This window comes from Rathayibacter sp. PhB127, assembly GCF_003751665.1.
In the GTDB taxonomy this organism is placed as follows: domain Bacteria; phylum Actinomycetota; class Actinomycetes; order Actinomycetales; family Microbacteriaceae; genus Rathayibacter; species Rathayibacter festucae.
This window is the reverse complement of the sequence record NZ_RKHW01000002.1, coordinates 726823-747328: the sequence shown is the minus strand read 5'-3', so window position 1 is coordinate 747328 and position 20506 is coordinate 726823. Positions and strand designations below refer to the sequence as shown.

Sequence of the window (20506 nt, the reverse complement as noted above, 5' to 3'; positions counted from 1 at the left end):
CCTAACGGCCCGAAGTTTTTCTCTCAAAAACCTAGGGGTCGTCTGTTTTTCGTGTTAGCTTCCTCGGCACCGGTTCATGGGAGAACCGGGAGAACCTGGAGACCGAAGATGTTCCGATGGAAGAGGCTGGCGGCCGCTGCGATCGCCGTCACCACGATGGTCGGCCTGACCAGCTGCGCGGCCGACTCCGGCGGAGGCGCCTCCGGCGGCTCGAGCGAGACGCTCACGCTGGGTGCGATCCAGACCCTGTCGACGTTCGCCGCGGCGGACTCGTACTGGGCCAACGAGTCGCCCTACATGCAGGCCGTCTACGACAGCGTGCTCCGGGCCGAGCCCGACGGCACCATCACCGAGGGCCTCGCCTCCGAGTGGACCTACAACGAGGACAACACCGTCCTCACCCTGAAGATCCGCGACGGCGTGACCTTCTCCGACGGATCGACGCTCGACGCCGACGCCGTCGCGCAGAACCTGATCCGCTTCCGCGACGGCAACTCGCCCGACACGAACAAGATGGCCGACCTCGCCGACGCGGTCGCGACCGACGCCTCGACCGTCACGGTGACCCTCAAGCAGGCCAACCCGACGTTCCTCTTCTACCTGACCCAGAACGCCGGCCTCGTCGAGGCGCCCTCCGCCTTCGAGTCCGCCGACATCCAGACCGTCCCGGTCGGCTCCGGCCCCTACGAGCTCGATGCGGCCAAGACGGTCATCGGCACCTCCTACGCCTTCACCAAGCGCGACGGCTACTGGGACGAGGACTCGGTCCACTACGACAACCTGAACATCAACGTCTACAGCGACTCCACCGCTCTGGTGAACGCGATCAAGGGCGGTCAGGTCAACGCGGCCAACACGGTCGACAACAACGACCTCAAGGAGATCGAGGCGTCGGGCTTCACCGTCAACGCCTTCGAGCTCAACTGGACCGGTCTGCTGCTGCTCGACCGCGACGGCACCATCGCGCCGGCCCTGAAGGACGTCCGCGTCCGCCAGGCCATCAACTACGCGTTCGACAAGGAGTCGCTGCTGAAGGCCATCGGCCAGGGCTACGGCACCCCGACCACGCAGATCTTCCCGACCTCCTCGGAGGGCTACGACGAGTCGCTCGACGACGACTACCCCTACGACCCCGAGAAGGCCAAGGAGCTGCTCACCGAGGCCGGCTACCCGGACGGCTTCGAGCTGAACATGCCCTCGAGCTCGCTCGTCGGCTCCTCGACCTTCACGCTGATCCAGCAGCAGCTCTCCGAGGTCGGCATCACCGTCACCTACACGGACGCCGGCAACAACTTCATCGCCGACGTCCTCGCCCCGAAGTACGCCGCGACCTGGCTCACGCTGCAGCAGGACCCCGACTGGGCCCTGATCAACTTCGAGCTCAGCCCCAACGCGATCTTCAACCCCTTCAAGAACGCCGACCCCGAGCTCGAGACGCTGATCGAGGCCGTCCGCACCGCGGACGAGTCCGGCTACGGCGCCGCCGTCCAGGCCGTCAACGCCTACACGGTCGAGAACGCCTGGTTCGCCCCCTGGTACCGCCAGCAGTCGAGCTTCGTGACCGACGCGAACACCAAGGTCGAGACCCAGACGGGCAACGCCTACCCGTACCTCTGGAATATCACTCCCGCGTGATCGGCACCCCTGCCTGATCCGGATCGGCGGGGGCCGGCTTCACGGCCGGCCTCCGCCCCCTCTTCTCCGCGCGTCACCGATCCGCTGATCAGGCCCGCGCCCTCCTCCGTTCGAAGGACCACTGATGACCAGGTTCATCCTGCGACGCGTCGTCTCGGGGATCATCCTCGTGGTGCTGATCTCCGTCGTCGCCTACGCACTCCTCTATCTCGGCGGCGGCGACATCGCCCGCCGCATCCTCGGGCAGAACGCGACGCCGGAGGCGGTCGCCCAGCGGGCCGCGCAGCTCGGCCTCGACCAGCCGATCTGGTCGCAGTACCTCGGCTGGCTCGGCCACGCCGTCACCGGCGACCTCGGCAGCTCCTGGTTCACCGGGCAGGCGGTCACCACCGCCATCTCCACCCGCGTCACCGTCACGCTCTCCCTGGTCATCGGCGCCACGATCATCTCCGCGATCGTCGCGGTCGTGCTCGGCGTCTGGGCCGCGGTCCGCCGCGGCTGGGCCGACAAGCTCGTGCAGCTGGTGTCGATCCTCGGCTTCGCGATCCCCGGCTTCCTGATCGCGCTGGGCCTCGTCACGGTCTTCGCGATCAACCTCCGCTGGTTCAAGCCCACCGGCTACGTCAACCTCACCGACTCGTTCTCGGGCTGGATCGCCACGGTCACCCTGCCGATCATCGCCCTCGCGATCGGCGGCATCGCCGGCGTCGCCCAGCAGGTCCGCGGCTCCGTCATCGACGCGCTCCGCCAGGACTACGTCCGGACCCTGCGCTCGCGCGGCCTGCCGGCCAACCGGATCGTCTTCCAGCACGTGCTGCGGAACGCCGGCGGCCCCGCGCTCGCCGTCCTCGCCGTGCAGTTCATCGGCCTCCTCGGCGGCGCCGTCATCGTCGAGCAGATCTTCGCGATCCCCGGTCTCGGCCAGGTCGCGGTCACCGCGACCACCCAGGGCGACATCCCGCTGGTGATGGGCCTCGTGCTCGTCACCGCGATCATCGTCGTCATCGTCAACCTGCTCATCGACCTGCTCCAGGGCTGGCTCAACCCGAAGGTGCGACTCTCATGACCGCCACGACTCCGCTGCCCGCCAGCACCCCGTCGGTCGGAGTGGAGGAGCGCGCCGCCCGCACGCACCTCTTCCGCCGCCTGCTGCACAACCCGGTCGGGCTCGTCTCGCTCGTCTTCCTCGCGATCGTCGTCCTCTCCGGGATCTTCGCGCCGCTGCTCGCCCCGGCCGACCCGAACCGCGCCTCGCTGCAGGATGTGCTCGCCGAGCCCGGTGCCGCGCACCTGCTCGGCGCCGACAGCGCGGGCCGCGACGTCCTCTCGCGACTGCTCTTCGGCACGCAGTTCAGCCTCGCCGGCGCCCTGGTCGCGCTCGCCGTCGCCGTCGTGATCGGCGTCACCAGCGGACTGCTGGCCGGCTACTTCGGCGGCTGGTTCGACTCCGTCTCGGCCTGGACCTCCGGCCTCGTGATGGCGCTGCCCGGCTTCGTCGTCCTGCTGGCGGCCCGCGCCGTCATCGGCCCGTCGATGTGGCTCTCGATGGCCATCTTCGGCGTCCTGCTCTCGCCGGCCTTCCACCGCCTGGTCTACGCCTCCGTCACCGCGGTGCGCGGCGAGCTCTTCGTCGACGCGGCCCGGGTCTCCGGACTCAGCAACGGCCGGATCATCGCCCGGCACATCCTCACCGTCGTCCGCGCTCCCGTCATCATCCAGGCCTCGCTGGTCGCCGGCATCGCGATCGCGATTCAGGCGGGACTGGAGTTCCTCGGCCTCGGCGACCTGTCGATCCCCACCTGGGGCTCGATGCTCAACGACGGCTTCTCCAACGTCTTCAACGCCCCGATCCTGATGCTCTGGCCGAGCCTCGCGATCGCGCTCACCTCCATCGCGCTGACCCTGCTGGGCAACGCGATGCGCGACGAGCTCGAGCGCAGCGCCTCTGGAGCCAAGCGCTCGAAGAAGCGCAAGTCGGCCTCGGCGCCCGCGACGGTGCCGACCAGCCTCTCCACCATCGGCATCCAGACCATGCTCGACGAGGACGCCGCGGCGCCGAAGACCGTCGTGCACGAGGAGGAGGCCGGCGCCCGCAGTGCGGAGGAGATCCTCCGCGTCACGAACCTCTCGGTCGGCTACGGCCAGAACGACGGCTCGGTGAAGACGGTCGTCCACGACGTCTCGCTCGCGGTCCGCCGCGGCGAGATCCACGGCCTGATCGGCGAGTCCGGCTCCGGCAAGACGCAGACCGCCTGGTCGGTGCTGCGCCTGCTGCCCGAGGGCGGCCGGATCACCGGCGGCTCGATCGTCTTCGACGGCAAGGACCTCGCGCACCTGTCGGAGAAGGAGATGACGAAGCTCCGCGGCAAGCGCATCGCGTACATCCCGCAGGAGCCGATGTCGAACCTCGACCCGTCCTTCACCATCGGCACGCAGCTCGTGCAGCCGATGCGGATCTGCCTCGGCCTCTCCAAGGCGGCGGCGAAGGAGCGGGCGCTCGGCCTGCTCGCCCGGGTCGGCATCCCCAACCCGCAGCGCACCTTCGACGCCTACCCGCACGAGGTCTCGGGCGGCATGGCCCAGCGCGTGCTGATCGCCGGCGCCGTCTCCTGCGACCCCGACCTGCTGATCGCCGACGAGCCGACCACCGCGCTCGACGTCACGGTGCAGGCCGAGGTGCTCGATCTGCTCCGCGAGCTGCAGTCGGAGCTGAACATGGGCATGATCCTCGTCACGCACAACTTCGGCGTCGTCGCCGACCTGTGCGACCGCGTCTCGGTCATGCGCGACGGCCGGATCGTCGAGACCGGGCCCGTGCGCTCGATCTTCGCCGACCCGCGTCACCCCTACACCCGCGCCCTGTTCGACGCGATCCTCGAGGAGGGGCCCGCCCGCGGACCGCTCGTCGCCACCACCGCCGTGAAGGAGTCGAGCCGATGAGCGCCGCACCCGCCGCACCCTCCGAGCTGCTGCTGGACGTCAAGGACGTCGTCGTCGAGTACCCGGGCAAGGGCTTCCGCGCGAAGCCGTTCCAGGCGCTGAAGGGCGTCTCGCTCGACATCCGCCCCGGCGAGACGGTCGGCCTGGTCGGCGAGTCCGGCTCGGGCAAGACCACGCTCGGCCGCGCGGTGCTGGGGCTCGCCCCGGTCACCGGCGGCGAGATCCTCTACAACGGGCGCGACATCGCGCACCTCGACCGGCGCCAGCGCCGCGGGCTCTCCTCCGAGATCCAGGTCGTCTTCCAGGACCCGTACACCTCGCTCAACCCGTCGCTGACGATCGAGCAGATCCTGGTGGAGCCGCTCACCGTGCGGAAGGTCGACGCCAAGGTCGCCTCGAAGCGGGTGCGCGAGCTGCTCGACCAGGTCGGGCTGCCGCAGTCCGCGGCCGACCGCCTGCCGCGCGAGTTCTCCGGCGGTCAGCGCCAGCGGATCGCGATCGCCCGGGCGCTCGCCCTCGAGCCGCGGCTGATCGTCTGCGACGAGCCCGTCTCGGCGCTGGACCTCTCCACCCAGGCGCGCGTCCTGGACCTCTTCACCGAGATCCAGGAGCGCACCGGAGTCGCGTACCTCTTCGTCTCGCACGACCTCGCCGTCGTGCGGCACCTCTCGCACCGCGTCGCCGTGATGTACCACGGCGAGATCGTGGAGTGGGGCGACGGCGACCAGGTCACCTCCCGCCCGGAGCACGCCTACACCCAGCGCCTCTTCCTGGCCGCCCCGGTCGCCGACCCGGTCCGCCAGGCCACCCGCCGCGAGGAGCGCCGCGCCTTCGTGGCCGCCCACCCCTGACGCCCGCCCCCCGGACGCGCGCGCGTCCCTCCCCTCTCCGCGAGATGCCTCTTCGGTACGCCTCACTCGGCGTGTCGCGTACCGAAGAGGCATCTCGCGGAGGGGGCCGGGGCGGGGTGCATCGTCAGAAACCCACTAATGCTAGGTTTTGAGGGACGACGACGTCGCCTCCCGAGAGAGAAAGAGTCACCGTGACCGACACTTCCACTGCTCCCCGCATCCCGGCCGAGGGACCCGACGCCGACGCCCTGCTCACCGAGCTGATCGGGCGCCTCGACCTCGAGGAGAAGGTGCAGCTGCTCACCGGCCGCGACTTCTGGACCACCTGGCCGATCGAGAAGATCGGCCTGCGCCGCATGCTCGTCTCCGACGGCCCCTCGGGCGTGCGCGGGGAGGTCTGGGACGAGCGCTCGCCCTCGCTCAACCTGCCCTCCGCGACCGCGCTCTCCTCCTCCTGGGACCGCTCGATCGCCCGCCGCTACGGCGCCGCTGCCGCGGTCGAGGCGCGCCGTAAGGACGTCGACGTCGTCCTCGGCCCGACCATCAACCTGCACCGCTCCCCGCTCGGCGGCCGCCACTTCGAGGGCTTCAGCGAGGACCCGGTGCTCACCGCCGACCTCGCCGCCGCCTACGTGGCCGGCGTGCAGGAGAACGGCGTCGGCGCCACTCCCAAGCACTACATCGCCAACGACTCCGAGACCGACCGCTTCACCGTCGACGTCCGCGTCGGCGACCGCGCCCTCCGCGAGCTCTACCTGCTCGCCTTCGAGCGCGCGATCGTCGAGACCCGCGCCTGGCTCGTGATGAGCTCGTACAACTCGATCAACGGCACCACCGCCACCGAGAGCGACCTGCTGGAGACGCCGCTGAACAGCGAGTGGGGCTTCGACGGCGTCGTCATCAGCGACTGGACCGCGGTCCGCACCGTCGACAGCGCCCGCGCGGCGCAGGACCTGGTCATGCCCGGCCCCGACGGCCCGTGGGGAGCGGCGCTCGTCGCCGCCGTCCGGGACGGCTCGATCGAGGAGTCCGTCGTCGACCGCAAGGTCCGCCGCATCCTCCGCCTCGCCGCCCGCGTCGGCGCACTCGAGGGCTTCGCGCCCGCGGTCGCCGAGCCGGTGCTCGTCGAGGACGGCCGCGCCTTCGCCCGCGAGGCCGCCGCCGCCGGCAGCGTGCTGCTGCGCAACGAGGGCGAGCTGCCCTGGGACGCCTCGGCGCTCAGCTCCGTCGCCGTCATCGGCCACAACGCCCGCGAGGCGCGCACCCAGGGCGGCGGATCCGCGACGGTCCTGCCCGAGAAGGTCGTCACTCCGCTCGACGGCGTCCGCGCCGCGCTGCCGCACGCCCGCGTCGACTACGCGCTCGGCGCGGTCGTGCAGGACGGCGTCGCCCCGCTGGTCCTCGACACCATCAGCAACCCGGTCACCGGCGAGCCCGGCCAGCGCGTCCGCTTCCTCGCCGAGGACGGCGCCGAGCTGTTCGTCGAGGACCGCCGCGCCACCTCGCTGGTCTGGTTCGGCGGCACCGCCCCGATCGCCGCCTCGGCCCGCGTCGAGTTCTCGACGATCCTCACCCCCGCCGCCGACGCGACCGTCCGCCTGGGCTTCGCCGTCGCCGGCACCGCCCGCGTCTACGTCGACGGCGCGCTCTTCCTCGAGGAGACCCTCGCCGCCGTCGGCTCCGACCTCGGCGCCGCGCTGCTCGCGCCGCCGTCGGTCTCCGCGCCGCTGACCGTCACCGCCGGCACTCCCGTCGACATCCGGATCGAGTACGACATCGTGCACGCCGAGGGCGACCTCGAGGGCGCGCTCGGCTTCACCTACGGCCTCGAGCCCGACGCCACCCCCGCCGACGAGCTGATCGCGGAGGCGGTGGCGCTCGCCCGCGACGCCGACGTCGCCCTCGTGGTCGTCGGCACCAACTCCGCGGTCGAGTCCGAGGGCTACGACCGCAGCTCGCTCGACCTGCCCGGCCAGCAGGACGCGCTCGTGCGCGCCGTGGCCGCGGTCAATCCGCGCACCGTCGTGGTCGTCAACGCCGGCGCCCCCGTGCTGCTGCCGTGGCGCGACGAGGTCGCGGCCGTGCTGGTCGGCTACTTCGGCGGCCAGGAGATGGGCGACGCGGTCGCCGACGTCCTGCTCGGCCGCGTCGAGCCCGGCGGACGCCTGCCCACCACCTGGCCGGTCGCGATCGAGGACGTCCCCGTCCTCTCCACGCTGCCCACCGACGGCGAGCTGCACTACGACGAGGGCATCCACATCGGCTACCGCGCCTGGCTGCGCAGCGAGGTCGAGCCGGCCTACGTCTTCGGCCACGGCCTCGGCTACACCTCGTTCGAGCTCGTCTCGGTCTCGACCCCCGAGCCCGTCCGCGGCGGCGAGGACGTCGCGCTCCTCGTCGACGTCGTCAACACCGGCGAGCGCGCCGGCAAGGTCGTGCTGCAGGCCTACGCCGAGCGCCGCGACTCCGCCGTCGAGCGCCCGGTGCGCTGGCTGGTCGGCTTCGAGAGCGCGACGCTGGAGGCGGGCGCGAGCGCGCAGATCGCCGTGACCGTGCCGACCCGCCTGCTCGCCACCTGGAACGACGGCTGGGAGTACGAGGCCGGAGCGTTCACGATCCGCCTCGGCACCTCCCTCGAGGACGTCCCGCTGGTGACCGAGCTGGAGCTGCGCGCGTGAGCGGCGGCGTCGTGCCGGGCGGAGTCGCGCAGGGCGGGGTCGGCGCGCCGTTCCCGAACCCGCTGATCCCCGGCTTCAACCCCGACCCCAGCGTCGTCCGCGTCGACGGTGTCTACTACCTGGTCACCTCGACGTTCGAGTACCTGCCCGGCATCCCCGTGTACCGCAGCACCGACTTCGAGACCTGGGAGCGCGTCGGCAACGTCGCGACCCGCGCCGAGCAGATCGGTGTGGAGGAGGTGCCCACCGGCCTCGGCGTCTGGGCGCCGACCATCCGCCACCACGACGGCCTCTTCCACGTGATCGTCTCGGTCCCCGCGGGCGTCGGCACCGTCGTCTTCACCGCGGCGGACCCGGCCGGCGAGTGGAGCGACGGCACCGTCCTGACCGACGCCGACGGCGGCCCCCTCCAGGGCATCGACCCGGACCTCGCCTGGGACGAGGACGGCACTGCCTACGTCACCTACTCCGGCCTGATCCTGAGCGGCGAGGAGGCCGGCGCGCACCTCGGCATCCAGCAGGTGCGGGTCGACCTCGCGGCCGGCCGCATCCTGGAGGAGCCGCGCTCGCTCTGGTCGGGCACCGGCGGCGGCTTCCCGGAGGCGCCGCACCTGTACCGGCGCGGCGAGCAGTGGTACCTCCTCATCGCCGAGGGCGGCACGGAGCGCGGCCACGGGGTCTCGATCGCCCGGAGCGACGCGCCGACCGGCCCGTTCGAGACCGCGCCCGGCAACCCGTTCCTCACCGCCCGCGGCACCACCCGCCCGGTGCAGAACATCGGCCACGGCGACCTGGTGGAGGGCCCCGACGGCTCGACGCTGATCGTGCTGCTCGGCGTGCGCCCGCGCGGAGCGACGCGCGCCTTCTCGGCGCTCGGCCGCGAGACCTTCGTCACCCGCGTCTCCTGGGTCGACGGCTGGCCGGTCGCCGAGCCGGTCGCGCTCGCGCCGCGCGGTCCGCTGCGCGACGACGTCGACTTCACCGGTCCGCTCGACGCGGGCTGGATCGGCGTGCGCCGCCTCCCGACCGCGCTCGCCACCGTGGCGGACGGCCGGCTGTCGCTGCCGGGGGAGGGGCGCACCCTGCGCCACCCGCAGCCCACGTTCGTCGGCCGCCGCCAGCTCACCCAGACCATGCAGGCCTCGGTCGTCGTCGACGTCTCGGCCGGCGTCGGCGGGCTCGCCGTCCGCTACGACGAGACGACCTTCGCGTCGGTCGAGGCGGAGTCGACCGGCTCCGGCACGCGCATCACCGCCCGCGCGGTGATCCCCTCCTTCGAGCAGGAGTGGACCGCCGAGCTGCCCGAGGGGCCGGTGACGCTGATGCTCGAGTCCGAGCGCGACGGCGGCGTCGGCTTCGGTCCCGGTCAGATGACGAGCGACTTCCTCGTCCTCCGCGCGGAGGCCGGCGGCGTCTCCCGCACCCTCGCCCGCATCGACGGCCGCTCCTTCACCGCCGAGACCGCCACCTCCTTCACCGGCCGCGTCCTCGGCCTCTACGCGACGACCGGCACCCCGACGTTCACCGCCTACCGCTACGCCGGCACCGACGACTGACCCGCGCCCATGCCGATCGAGCAGCCCGCGTCGCGGCCCGCGCCCCATGTTGATCGAGTAGCCCGCGGAGCGGGCCACCCATGCTGATCGAGTAGCCCTCGCAGAGGGCGTATCGAGATCCACCGCTCTGCAGACGTCGGGTCTCGACACGCCGCTCCGCGGCTCCTCGACCAGCATGCGGTCGCCCGCTCCCGGGTTGTACCACGTCTGCGTCCAGCCGCAACCACGTGAACTCCCAGGCGGCTCGCCTCTACCGTCGAGGGAGGCGACCGCAGCAGCGGCCTGCCGCACACCGAGTGAGACATCAAGGAGCACTACCGTGTCGCAGATCATCGAGACCGTCGACGTCAACGTCCCCGTGTCCGTCGCGTACAACCAGTGGACCCAGTTCGAGGAGTTCCCCAAGTTCCTCGACGAGGTCGAGTCCATCCAGCAGGTCACCGACGTCCTCACCGTCTGGAAGGTGAAGGTCGGCCCCGTCGAGCGCGAGTTCGAGGCCAACATCACCGAGCAGCACCCCGACGAGCGCGTCGCCTGGAACAGCACCGGCGGCGAGACCGACCACGCCGGCGTCGTCACCTTCCACAAGCTCTCGGACACCGAGACCCGCGTCACCGTGCAGCTCGACTGGGAGCCCGAGGGCTTCCTCGAGACCGTCGGCTCGCTCGTCGGCGCCGGCAGCCACGCGGTCAAGAAGGACCTCAAGAACTTCAAGGAGTACATCGAGTCCAAGGGCTCGCCGGACGGCGCCTGGCGCGGCGACGTCGAGGCCTGAGCCCGATGTCGGACGACAGCACCCCGGACACCGGCACTCCTGAGGACGGCGGCCTCGGCACCGAGGGCACCATCCCCGACTCCGAGGACGGGATCGCCCTGGGCGTCTCGGGCGACTCGCACTTCAACCCCGAGGAGGACGCCCCGAGCGACTCCGAGGGCGAGGCCGACGAGAAGTAGCAGAACGATGTGAAGGGCCGGAGGCGGTGACGCCCCCGGCCCTTCGTCGTGTCAGCGCCAGGCCCGTGCGTACTGCGGCGGCACCAGCCCGAGCGGAGCCCCCAGCTCGCGCGCCATCCGCGACGGCGCGTGCGGGTCGCGCAGCAGCTCGCGCGCCAGCAGCACCACGTCCGCGTCACCGCCCGCCACCACGCCCTCGGCCTGCTCGGCCGTCGTGATCAGCCCGACCGCCCCGACGGGAGCGCCGGTCGCCCGGCCCACCTCGCGCGCGAACGGCACCTGGTAGAGCGGCGCCACCGGGATGTCGGTCCCCTTCACGAGCCCGCCGGTCGAGACGTCGAAGAGGTCGACTCCCTCGTCGCGCGCCCACTCCGAGACCCGGATCGTCTCCTCGAGCGTCCAACCGCCCTCGGCCCAGTCGGTGGCGGAGAAGCGCACCAGCAGCGGCAGCTCGCCGATCTCGGCCCGCACCGCGCGGACGACCTCGAGCAGGAGCCGCGCGCGGTTCTCCAGCGATCCGCCGTAGGCGTCCTCGCGGTGGTTCGAGAGCGGCGAGAGGAACTGGTGCAGCAGGTAGCCGTGCGCCGCGTGCAGCTCGATCACGTCGAAGCCCGCGTCCACGGCACGGCGGGCGGAGGCGCGGAACGCCTCGACGAGGCCCGGGAGCTCCTCGACGTCGAGCGCCCGCGGCACCGCGTAGCCCTCGAACGCGACGGCGGAGGGGGCGACCGTCTCCCAGCCGCCCTCGTCGACGGGCACGGAGCCGCGCCCGCTCCACTCGCGATAGGTCGACGCCTTGCGGCCCGCGTGCGCGAGCTGGATGCCGGCGAGGGCGCCCTGCCCGTGCACGAAGTCGACGATCGGCGCCCAGGCCGCCTGCTGCGCGTCGTTCCAGAGCCCGGTGTCCCAGGGGCTGATCCGCCCCTCGGGCACGACGCCGGTCGCCTCGACGATCACGACCCCCGCCCCGCCGCGCGCGAGCGAGCCGAGGTGCACGAGGTGCCACGGCGTCGGCACGCCGTCCTGCGCCTCCACCGAGTACTGGCACATCGGCGCGGCCCAGACACGGTTGCGCGCCGTGCGGGAGCGGAGGGTCAGCGGCTGGAAGAGGGCGGGGGAGTCGGTGGTGGTGCGAGGTGCGTCGGTCATCTCAGGGCCAACCGACGGAGCGGCCCCCGTATGCCCGCTGTCGCGCGATGGCCGTCCCCGCGCCGTCGCTCAGCGCGGCCAGGTCGCCCCGGGTGCCTCCTGCCAGACCGAGCTCGGCGGCGCGAGCGACTCCAGCTCCTCGAACAGCGCGTCCGGGATGTCGAGCGCGTCGTCCGCGACGAACGCGTCGTAGTGCTCGGCGCTCGTCGCACCGACCACCGTCGTCGTCACCCGCGGGTCGCGGGTCGAGAACTGCAGGGCGGCGGCGGCGAGCGGCACGCCCGCCCGCTCGCAGGCCTCGCCCATCGCGGCGACCGCGTCGACGATCTCCCGCGGCGCCGGCGCGTAGGCGTAGGTCCGGACCGGCTCTGGCCAGCGCGCGAGCGCCCCGCCCCCGTAGACGGCCGCGTTCACCACGACGACGCCGCGCGCGACGGAGGCGTCGATCAGCTCCTCGGAGGAGCGGTCGACCAGCGTGAACCGGTTGTGCGTGATCACCGCGTCGAAGAGCCCGGTGTCGACGTAGTGGCGCAGCATCGGCGCGGGCCCGCCCGAGATGCCGATGGAGAGCGCGACCCCCGCCTCCTTCATCGCGACGAGCGCGCGCACCGGGCCGTCCTCGGCGAAGGCCTCGTCGTAGGAGATCCGCTCCGGGTCGTGCAGGTAGAGCAGCGGCAGCACGTCCATGCCCAGGCGCTCGCGGCTCTCGTCGAGGCTGCGGCGCATCCGCTCGGCCGAGTAGCTGCCGGTCTCCGGGTCGCGGTCGAGCTTCGTGACGACGGTGATCCCCTCCGGGACCCCGCCGCGCGCCCGCAGCGCCTCGCCGATCAGCCGCTCGCTGTGTCCGAGCGCGTACTCGTTGGAGGTGTCGATCACCGAGACGGGGCGGCCGGCGCCGGAGTCGAGCACGCGCTCGAGCGCGGGCACCGTGTCGAGCGAGCCGACGCGGTCGGGGTTCCAGGAGGTGCCGAGGGTGAGCCGGGTCACCAGGGCGCCCGACGGGCCGAAGGGGCGGAGCGCGGAGGGCTGAGAGGTCATCCCGTCAGCCTGGCAGCCGCGCCCGTCGCCCGTCGAGGGTTCCGTGCACCGGCAGTTCCGTGCACCAGCAGCTCAGTGCACCTGCAGCTCAGTGCACCAGCGTGCTGAGCCACACCACGACGAACCCGAGCAGCGTCGTCACGAGCGTGCTGAGCACCCGACGCTTCCACGAGCTGCCGCGCCGCGCCGACATCAGGTAGCCGAGCGCCGCGAGGATCACGACGCCCGCTCCGAGCGCGAGGTAGTACGCCGTCCACTCGTCCAGCACCCCGAGCGGACCGAGCGCGAGCAGCAGCGCCGGCACGACCATCGCGGCGATCATCCCGATCGAGTGCCGGGCGGTGTCCCGCACGGCGGCGAGCACCGTGCGCGGAGTCGGATCCGACTCGGGCAGACGCGCGATCGTCCCGGAGTAGAGGTGCGCGACCCAGAACACCGTCACCGAGCCGAGCAGGAACAGCAGGACGTCGAGGTCGGTGTCCTTGTCCCAGCCGACCGCGATCAGCGTGATCGAGAGCACCGTGCCGTAGATCGCACCCTCGGTGCGCATCACCGCGCCGAGCACGCCGACCGCGACCACGGCGCCGGTGCGGGTGGTGACGATCCGCCGCTGCGGCGGCGCCTGCTCGAGGGTCGGGGAGTCGTCGGGATCCATAGAGCTCGGCCTTCCGTCGGGCGCGGGCGACCGGCGGCGGACCGGTCTGACCACACCCTAGGGCCTGTGCGCCCGCGGCCGCGTCTTCAGCGGCACGGGCGGCAGAGTGGCGAGCGAGGGCGCGACGAAGCCGACGACGTCGGAGTAGTGCTCCTCCTCGCCCGAGCGGACGAACGACCAGCACTTCAGCGACGCGGGCCGGTCGCGCAGCGGCAGCGGACTCGCCTCGACGACCAGCGCTCCGTCGCTCCGGAAGACCACCCGCGCCGGGACGCCGCGGCGGCGGCCGTCGATCGTGTGACTCGCGGTGGGGCGGAGCACGCCGTCCCGGCTGTCGAGTCCGATGGAGAGGACGGAGCGGAAGTCGTCCGAGGCGGCGCCCATGCCGATCAGGAAGTCGGGGCCGGTGCCGCGGAGCAGGAACACGACGTCGAGCCCCTTCTCGTGCCGGAGCGCGTACGTCGCGGTCAGCATGCCCTGACCGAAGGAGGCCGCGCGCGCCGCGGACTCCTCGTGGTGGGATCGGGCGTCCTGCTCGCGCATGCGGCACTCCTTCGGGTCTGCGGCTCGGTCGAGTCGCCGCCCCCGCCGCTCGTCGTCCCCTTCACCGTAGAGGAGAGCCGCCCTAGGATCGCCCCGTGCCTCGCATCCCGGACAGCGTCCCCACGCCCGCGCTCGTGCTCGACGAGGCGGTCCTCGACCGCAACATCGCGGCCACCGCCCGCTCGGCCCGCGATCGGGGCGTCGCGCTGCGCCCGCACGCCAAGACCCACAAGTCGATCGAGATCGCCCGGCGGCAGCTGGCGGCCGGCGCGGTCGGCCTCACCGTCGCGACGGTGTCGGAGGCCGAGGTGTTCGCGGCCGGCGGTGTCGAGGACCTCTTCATCGCCTACCCGCTCTGGCTCGACGCCGAGCGCGCGGCCCGGCTGCGCGGTGTGCTCGAGCGGGCGCGGGTCCGGGTCGGCGTCGACTCCGCGGAGTCGGCGCGCCGCCTCGCCGCGGCGATCCCCGCCGGCCTCGAGGTCGTGGTCGAGGTCGACTCCGGCCACCACCGCAGCGGAGTGCCGCCGCAGGAGGCCGGTGCCGTCGCGGCTGCCGCGGCCGAGGCCGGGCTCGACGTGGTCGGTGTGTTCACCTTCCCCGGGCACAGCTACGCCCTCGACGGCCGCCGCGCCGCCGCCCGCGACGAGGCCGTCGCGCTCAGCGCCGCCGCCGTCTCGCTCGCCGACGCCGGAGTCCCGGCCCGCGTGATCAGCGGAGGCTCCACCCCGTCCCTCGAGTTCGCCGACGCCACGGTGCTCACCGAGCTGCGCCCCGGCGTCTCGGCCCTCGGCGACGCGCAGCAGTGGGAGATCGGCACCATCGGCCCGGAGTCGATCGCCGTCACCGTGCTCGCGACGATCGTCGCCCGCCGCGACGACCACCTGATCGCCGACGCCGGCAGCAAGGTGCTCTCCTCCGACCGCGGCGCCGCCTCGACCGGCTTCGGCCGCCTCCTCGAGCACCCCGAGGCCCGCATCACCGTCCTCTCGGAGCACCACGCCACGATCACCGGTGTCGACCTGCCGCTCGGCACCCGGATCCGCATCGCCCCCAACCACGTCTGCGTCGCCGTCAACCTCGCCGACGACTACCGCGTCCTCCGCGCCGACGGCACCACCGCCACTTGGCCCGTCGACGCCCGCGGCCGCAACACCTGACCGCCCCCGCTCGCGCCGAGACGTCCTCGAACGGTCGAAGCGTCCCGGTGCTGCTGGACGCCTCGACCAGTGCAGGACGCCTCACCGGCGTGCCGGAGTGCATGGTGCGGCGGTCAGCGCCGCGGCACCCGCAGTCCGACGACCGCGGTCAGCCCGAGCAGCACGAAGGCCGACGCGAACGCCGCCGTCGGCGACGCCGCGTCCGCGAGCGCCCCCGCCAGCAGCGGCCCGACGACCCCGCCGAGGTCCGACGCCGCCTGGAAGAACGACACGGGCTTCCCGCCGCGCTCGCCCGCCGCATCGCCCACGAGCGCGCCGGGCGCCGTCCCCATGAACGCCGCCGCCGCCCCGTACACGCAGAGCAGCGCGATCAGCAGCCACAGCTCGTGCACCAGCGGCATCGCCAGCATCGCGACGGCCGCGACGGCGAACCCGCCGATCAGCGCGGGCCGCCGCCCGACCGTGTCGACGAAGCGCCCGGCCGGCGCCAGCGCGATCGTCTGCACCACCGCCGCGATCGCGAAGGCGATGCCCGTCCAGGCCGGCTCGTCGCCCAGCCCCTCGACGACGAGCACCGGCACGAGCGTCGCGCGGACGCCCATCGCCGACCAGCCGAGCGCGAAGTTCGCGAGCACCGCGCTCTGGTACCGCCGGTCGCGCGCGACCTCGCGCATCGGCTTGGCGACCGCAGTCACCGCCGCCTCCGCGTCCCGGTCCGGCCGCTGCAGCAGCACCAGCCCCACGATCCCGGCGATCGCGAGCGTGCCCGCGTAGAAGAAGAAGGGAGCGGTCAGCGAGATCGCCGTCAGCACGCCGCCGACGGCCGGTCCCGCCATGCCGCCGAGCAGGAAGCCGCCCTGGTAGAAGCCGATCGACCGGCCCCGCCGCTCCGGATCCGCCGTCCGCAGCAGCAGCGTCATCGCCGCGACCGAGAACATCGCGGAGCCGATCCCGCCGGCCCCGCGCAGCAGCAGCAGGTGCGCGTAGTCGCCGGCGAGCCCGACGAGCGCGCTGGAGACCGCGACGATCCCGATGCCGACCGCCAGCACGATGCGCTCGCCGACCCGGTCGACCAGCGGCCCGACGAACGGATTCGCGACCAGCCTCATCAGCGCGAAGGCCGACACGACCGCGCCGACCTCGACGTAGCCGACCCCGAAGCTCCGCACGTACACCGGCAGCACCGGCACGACGACCCCGAACCCCAGCATCACGAAGAACGCGACGATCCCGAGGACCTTCACGTCGCGGGGGAGCCGCGCCCCGGGTTCATTGTTCTTCCACGGAGCACGCACCCACCGACGCTACCCCGTGCCTCCGACACCGCGATCCCGGACGGACGGTACCCTCACTCGGATGAGGCGGACAAGCAGGGCGGCGGCAGTGCTCCTCACCGCGCACGTCCTCCTCCTCACCGGCTGCGCTCTCCCCGGGCAGACGCAGGACCCGGCCCTCTGCCCTCCCGTCGAGGAGTCGTGGAACGCCTTCGCGGCGGACCCCGCGACGGCGAACCGCGAGGCGTTCGAGGCCGCCCTCGACGCGCTGAAGTACGAGTCCTCCACCTCGACCGCGGTCGACGCGGCGCGCTCGGCGAAGCATGCACTGCAGAGCACCCTCGCCCGGAAGCCGGTGCGGAATCCGTCCTTCTGGAACGCCCTCGACCTGATCGCCCGCGAGTGCGCCGAGGCCGGCGTCGACCTCTCCTTCGACGGCCACGGCGAACCGCTGCCCGCCGTCGGCTGACGCGCCCAGGAATGCCGGGCCGGGACGCGCGTTGTCCTCAGGGATGACTTCCGCAGCAGACCCGTCCACCGTCCCCACGTCCGAGGCCCCCACTCCCGAGGCCCCCGCTCCCGAGCAGCGCGCCCTCGTGGTCGGCGCCACCGGCATCGGCGGCTCCGCCCTCGTCGACCTGCTCGCCGAGCGCGGCTGGCCCGTGACCGCCCTCTCGCGTCGGCCGATCGCCGAGCGCCCCGGCGTCACCCCGCTCTCCGCCGACCTCCGCTCCGCCGAGGACCTCGAGCGCGTGCTCGCCGACGAGAAGCCGACCCACGTCTTCTTCACCGCCTGGTCGCGCCAGGCCACGGAGGAGGAGAACATCGCCGTCAACGGCGGCATGGTCCGCGACCTCCTCGCCGCGCTCTCGCACGCGCCGCTCGAGCACGTCGCGCTGGTCACCGGCCTCAAGCACTACCTCGGCCCGTTCGAGGCGTACGGCCAGGGCGCGATGCCCGACACCCCGTTCCACGAGGAGGAGGAGCGCCTCGACGCGCCCAACTTCTACTACGCGCAGGAGGACGAGCTGTTCGCGGCCGCCGAGCGCGACGGCTTCACCTGGTCGGTGCACCGCTCGCACACCGTGATCGGCCACGCGGTCGGCAACGCGATGAACATGGGCCTCACCCTGGCCGTCGCCGCGTCGATCCACCGCGCGCAGGGCACGCCGTTCGTCTTCCCCGGCTCGCTCACGCAGTGGAACGGCCTCACCGACATGACCGACTCCACCGTCCTCGCCGAGCAGATGCTCTGGGCGTCGACGTCGGAGGCGGGCCGCGACGAGGCGTTCAACGTCGTCAACGGCGACGTCTTCCGCTGGCGCTGGATGTGGTCGCGGATCGCCGAGCACTTCGGCGTCGAGCCCGTCGGCCCCGGCGAGGAGCCGCAGCCCCTCGAGCAGCAGATGGCCGGCGCCGACGAGGTCTGGCAGCGCCTCGTCCGCGAGCACGACCTGATCGAGCCCGACCTCGAGCGCGTCGCCTCCTGGTGGCACACCGACGCCGACCTCGGCCGGCAGATCGAGGTGGTCACCGACATCAGCAAATCGCGCCTGGCCGGCTTCGGCGTGCACCACCGCACCGTCGACTCCTTCACGGCCCTGTTCGACCGCTACCGCGCGGAGCGCCTGATCCCCTAGGCGCCCGATCCGGCAGGCGCTGGATCCCAGAGGCCCGCGGCGACGGGTCGGCGGCCCCGTCCGGTCGCCGACCCGTCGCCCGCACGACACCCGGGCGACACCCTGCGTCCCCCCGCGCTGCCTAGCGTCACGGCATGGCGGCGGCGGGGTACGGACGGGTGGGCACCCGGTGATCGAGCGGGTGGACCCGTTCCTCGGCACCGAGGCGACCCTGCTCCCGGACGCGACCGGGCTCGCCGCGACCTGGTGGTCGCCCAAGCCGCAGATCGGCAACACGCACCCGGGCGCGACCTTCCCGCTCGGGATTGTGTCCGCCTGCTCCTACTCCGGCGCCTACCCGACCGGCTACGGCCGCTACGACCTTGCGCTCGAGGGCGTCCCGCCGACGATCCAGGACGGCCTCGTCGCCTCAGGCTTCACGCACTTCCAGCAGTCCGGCACCGGCGCGATCCGCAAGTACTACAACTACCTCCGCGTCACGCCGATGCTCGAGCCGCTCGACGAGCTCGGCCGCAGCTGGGCGATCGAGGACGAGGTCGCCGAGCCCGGCTACTACGCCGCGACCCTCTCCTCCGGGATCCGCGCCGAGCTCACCGTCGGCCCCGCCTCGGTCGTGCACCGCTACACCTTCCCCGAGCACCGCAGCGCCCGCGTGGTCGTCGACCTCTCGCTCGGCGGTCTCGCGATCCCGTCCGGAGCGACGATCCCGCTCCGCGCGCAGCTGCACTCGATCTCGCCCGGCGTCGCAGCCGGCGAGGTCGTCATGGAGGGCGCGCCGCTCGCCGTCCACCTCGAGTGCGACGCCCTGCAGTGGCGGCAGATGCTCTGGTACGACCGCCGGCTGATGCCGGGCGGCACCCGGCTCGACTTCGACCACATCCGCCCGACGACCCTGCGCCCGTTCGGGCTGATGTGGGCCGGGCCGAGCACGGCCGGCCAGACCGTCGAGCTGCGGATGGGCTTCTCCCTCCGCGGCACCGAGCGTGCCCGCGAGAACCTGCACCGCGACGTGCCGCCGACGACCGGCGGCTTCGACCAGCGCCGCGACCGCACCCGCAAGACCTGGCGGAAGCGCCTGCGCACGATCGCCGTGGACACCCCCTCGCCCGAGCGCGAGACCGTCTTCGCCACGGCGCTCTACCACTCGCTGATCAAGCCCTGCCTGGCGCCGGACGAGAGCCCGTTCTGGCCGACCGACGGCCCGTTCGTCTTCGACCTCAGCACCATGTGGGACATCTACCGCACCCAGCTTCCGCTGCTCACCGCGCTCCTTCCCGAGCGCGCCGTCGAGATCGGCGCGGCGCTGCTCACCATCTGCGAGGAGGAGGGCAACTTCCCGATCGGCTACCGGATGGCCAAGGGCAGCGACCGCTTCTCCCGCCAGGGCAGCGCGCTCGCGCACACCTTCCTCGCCGACCTCTGCCGCCTCGGCCTGCCCGGCATCGACTGGGAGGCGGCCCTCGTGCACATGGGCGAGGACCTCAAGCGCACCTACGGCGAGGAGTTCCTGGCGGCGGGGGAGGCGCACCCGATCAGCCACACCCTCGACCTCGCGCACGGCTACTGGTGCACCGCCGTCGTGGCGCGGCACGTCGGCGACCACCTCCTCGCCGACCAGCTCGAGGAGCGGGCGGCCCAGTGGGTGAACGCCTACGACCTGCGCTCCGGCCTGCTCAAGGACTCCACCTACTACGAGGGCACCCGGCACAACTACTCCTTCCGCCTGCTGCACGACATGGCCGGCCGCATCGCGATCAGCGGCGGCGACGACGCCTTCGTCGCGCAGCTGGACGAGTTCTTCGGCTACGGCGCCGAGCCCGTCGTGCAGCCGGGACTGCGCCCGGACCGCGCGGAGATGCTCGCGGGCTCCGCCCTCGGCCGCTTCGAGGGGCTGAACAACGAGCCCGACATGGACGCGCCCTGGGCGTACCACTACGCGGGCCGGCCCGACCGCACGGCCGAGATCGTGCACGGGGTGCTGCACCAGCGCTTCGGCGCGGGTCGCGGCGGTCTGCCCGGCAACGACGACTCCGGTGGCCTGAGCTCCTGGTACGTCTGGGCGAGCCTCGGGCTCTTCCCGGTCGCCGGCCAGGGGCTGCTGCTGGTCAACGCGCCGGCCTTCGCGCGGGCGTCGATCGCGGTGGGCGGGGCGGACGTCGAGCTCCGCACGACCGGCTTCGTCGAGCCGGTGCCGGGCGGCCCCGTCCAGTACGTGCAGTCCGCGGAGCTGAACGGCGCACCGCTCGAGGCGAGCTGGATCACCGCCGCCGAGCTGCACCGCGGCGGCGAGCTGACGCTGCACCTCGGCCCCGAGCCGGCTGGCTGGGGGAGCGCCCCCGAGCACCGCCCGCCGTCGTTCCCGCGGCACTGAGCACCCCGCACGCCCTGACCACGCCCTGACCACGCCCGACCCACCCGCACCGATCACCCCTGAAG

General features: G+C 72.8%; 17 protein-coding genes. 12 read left to right on the top strand and 5 right to left on the bottom strand.

The window, feature by feature from the left end:
* The first annotated feature begins 108 nt into the window (after positions 1–108).
* From EDF22_RS13785 to EDF22_RS20890, 8 genes are all read left to right on the top strand, one after another.
* Entirely contained in the window at positions 109–1635 is a 1527-nt protein-coding gene (locus tag EDF22_RS13785) for an ABC transporter substrate-binding protein (protein WP_123705421.1), read from the top strand.
* A gap of 124 nt (positions 1636–1759) precedes the next feature.
* Positions 1760–2701 carry an ABC transporter permease gene (locus tag EDF22_RS13780; protein WP_123705420.1) on the top strand — a complete coding sequence of 314 codons (942 nt, stop codon included), beginning with the start codon at positions 1760–1762 and terminating at the stop codon, positions 2699–2701.
* Positions 2698–4575, top strand: a complete 1878-nt coding sequence (locus EDF22_RS13775; protein WP_123705419.1) for a dipeptide/oligopeptide/nickel ABC transporter permease/ATP-binding protein — start codon at positions 2698–2700, stop codon at positions 4573–4575. The genes EDF22_RS13780 and EDF22_RS13775 overlap by 4 nt, the downstream gene beginning before the upstream one ends.
* Complete coding sequence (locus EDF22_RS13770; RefSeq protein ID WP_123705418.1) at positions 4572–5426, top strand: ABC transporter ATP-binding protein; 855 nt, start codon at positions 4572–4574, stop codon at positions 5424–5426. Before EDF22_RS13775 ends, EDF22_RS13770 begins: the two co-directional genes overlap by 4 nt.
* 191 nt (positions 5427–5617) lie before the next feature.
* Complete coding sequence (locus EDF22_RS13765; RefSeq protein ID WP_221180929.1) at positions 5618–8104, top strand: glycoside hydrolase family 3 protein; 2487 nt, start codon at positions 5618–5620, stop codon at positions 8102–8104.
* On the top strand, positions 8101–9660 hold the full coding sequence (locus tag EDF22_RS13760; RefSeq protein WP_260303458.1) for a glycoside hydrolase family 43 protein: 1560 nt from the start codon (positions 8101–8103) through the stop codon (positions 9658–9660). The genes EDF22_RS13765 and EDF22_RS13760 overlap by 4 nt, the downstream gene beginning before the upstream one ends.
* A gap of 319 nt (positions 9661–9979) precedes the next feature.
* Complete coding sequence (locus EDF22_RS13755) at positions 9980–10435, top strand: SRPBCC family protein (protein ID WP_123446671.1); 456 nt, start codon at positions 9980–9982, stop codon at positions 10433–10435.
* Positions 10436–10440: 5 nt separating this feature from the next.
* The gene (locus tag EDF22_RS20890) at positions 10441–10614 is read left to right on the top strand and encodes a hypothetical protein (protein ID WP_164874539.1); all 174 of its coding nucleotides are present in this window, start codon (positions 10441–10443) and stop codon (positions 10612–10614) included.
* Positions 10615–10665: 51 nt separating this feature from the next.
* On the opposite strand, the gene EDF22_RS13750 is transcribed toward EDF22_RS20890, so the two are convergent.
* The 4 genes from EDF22_RS13750 to EDF22_RS13735 form a co-directional block, all read right to left on the bottom strand.
* Complete coding sequence (locus EDF22_RS13750; RefSeq protein WP_123705417.1) at positions 10666–11763, bottom strand: NADH:flavin oxidoreductase/NADH oxidase; 1098 nt, start codon at positions 11761–11763, stop codon at positions 10666–10668.
* A 69-nt stretch (positions 11764–11832) separates the two neighbouring features.
* On the bottom strand, positions 11833–12801 hold the full coding sequence (locus EDF22_RS13745) for an aldo/keto reductase (protein WP_123705416.1): 969 nt from the start codon (positions 12799–12801) through the stop codon (positions 11833–11835).
* An 88-nt stretch (positions 12802–12889) separates the two neighbouring features.
* A complete protein-coding gene (locus EDF22_RS13740) occupies positions 12890–13456 on the bottom strand; it encodes a hypothetical protein (protein ID WP_123705415.1) in 567 nt (188 codons plus the stop codon).
* Positions 13457–13513: 57 nt separating this feature from the next.
* Complete coding sequence (locus EDF22_RS13735) at positions 13514–13999, bottom strand: hypothetical protein (RefSeq protein ID WP_123705414.1); 486 nt, start codon at positions 13997–13999, stop codon at positions 13514–13516.
* Between the two features lie 95 nt (positions 14000–14094).
* On the opposite strand from EDF22_RS13735, the gene EDF22_RS13730 reads away from it, so the two are divergent.
* A complete protein-coding gene (locus EDF22_RS13730; RefSeq protein ID WP_123705413.1) occupies positions 14095–15156 on the top strand; it encodes an alanine racemase in 1062 nt (353 codons plus the stop codon).
* A gap of 113 nt (positions 15157–15269) precedes the next feature.
* Here the strand turns inward: EDF22_RS13730 and EDF22_RS13725 are convergent, their stop codons facing one another.
* Entirely contained in the window at positions 15270–16451 is a 1182-nt protein-coding gene (locus tag EDF22_RS13725) for an MFS transporter (RefSeq protein WP_260303457.1), read from the bottom strand.
* 61 nt (positions 16452–16512) lie between these two features.
* Between EDF22_RS13725 and EDF22_RS13720 the strand changes: the two genes are divergently transcribed.
* The 3 genes from EDF22_RS13720 to EDF22_RS13710 all read left to right on the top strand — a co-directional run bounded on the left by EDF22_RS13720 (position 16513) and on the right by EDF22_RS13710 (position 20441).
* On the top strand, positions 16513–16899 hold the full coding sequence (locus EDF22_RS13720) for a hypothetical protein (RefSeq protein ID WP_148059192.1): 387 nt from the start codon (positions 16513–16515) through the stop codon (positions 16897–16899).
* Between the two features lie 43 nt (positions 16900–16942).
* Positions 16943–18070: an SDR family oxidoreductase gene (locus EDF22_RS13715; RefSeq protein ID WP_123705411.1), complete on the top strand. Its 1128-nt coding sequence runs from the start codon at positions 16943–16945 to the stop codon at positions 18068–18070.
* A 169-nt stretch (positions 18071–18239) separates the two neighbouring features.
* Complete coding sequence (locus EDF22_RS13710) at positions 18240–20441, top strand: glycoside hydrolase domain-containing protein (protein WP_123705410.1); 2202 nt, start codon at positions 18240–18242, stop codon at positions 20439–20441.
* Positions 20442–20506: the final 65 nt, after the last annotated feature.